This window comes from Quyinboa sediminis (assembly GCF_042219855.1).
In the GTDB taxonomy this organism is placed as follows: Bacteria; Bacteroidota; Bacteroidia; order Bacteroidales; family UBA5342; genus JBHJHP01.
On record NZ_JBHJHP010000036.1, the window covers coordinates 1 to 951 of the forward strand.

Genomic DNA, 951 nt, shown 5'->3' on the forward strand with positions numbered 1-951 from the left:
CCGTTATAGCCAATTATGACAAAGCCTGTAAATAAGTTTAGGTTATAAAAAATGAATAAAAATTACATTTCGATTATAATATTATTACTCCTATGTAGTGTGAAAATTTACTCACAGGATTACATAATTACAGCAATTTCTTTAAACAAAGTTGATGAGAAGCAATATAGTATAGATAGCCTTACAATAGTATTTAAATACAACTTTAAACGGGATATAAGGGATTTAAAGACTAGGAATTTACCAGAAGAAACAGAAAAGGAATTATTGAGCGAAATAAAAAAGTCTGGAATTGAGAAAACAAGTAATGAATATTACCTTGATGGTCGTTTAACTCGAGTCGTAAATCATAAAAACGAATATTCAAATTCAATTAGAGATTATATTTATAATACGTCAGGAAAACTCTCTATGATAATAGATATTAAAAAACTTGATACAGTAGTAAATATTATAAGATATGATTCCTTATTAAGACCGGTGAAAGTAATAGAACTAAATGAAGGAAATGAAATTGAAAAGGAAATTGCTGACTATTCTAAAAAAGGGATAGTAACAATAACACATAATCATAAGAACGGAGTAATAAGTAAAAATAGTAAGAACTTACAAGAGGAATTAAGTAAGAAATCTAGTAAAAAAAGGGAAATTGTAAGAAAAAAGAGAGAAGGGAATTCTGGTTCTGAGCTCTTGCTTGTTCTTAAAATAGACAAGAACAATAATTGGATAAAAAGAAAAACTTATCAAATTAAAAATGAGAAAAGAGAATTAATATCAACAAGTAAAAGAATAATTTACTATAATAACTAAGGAATAACTGGCTATAACACGCGGTCATAGTGCATGCGGTTTTGTTTTAATTTGCAAATTCACATTCCGTATGCCGTCGTTTTCGGCTTGACAGTCTCCACTTCGTGGGACAGTCAACCGCACGACACCATACCGCGGGAA

The 951-nt window shown here is 29.4% G+C and carries 1 protein-coding gene; it reads left to right on the forward strand.

Going from position 1 to position 951, the window contains the following annotated elements; all coding sequences use genetic code 11:
• The first annotated feature begins 51 nt into the window (after positions 1 to 51).
• Positions 52 to 810, forward strand: coding sequence for a hypothetical protein (locus tag ACE1EF_RS20060; RefSeq protein WP_375722496.1), 759 nt, complete (start codon positions 52 to 54; stop codon positions 808 to 810).
• Positions 811 to 951 lie beyond the last annotated feature (141 nt).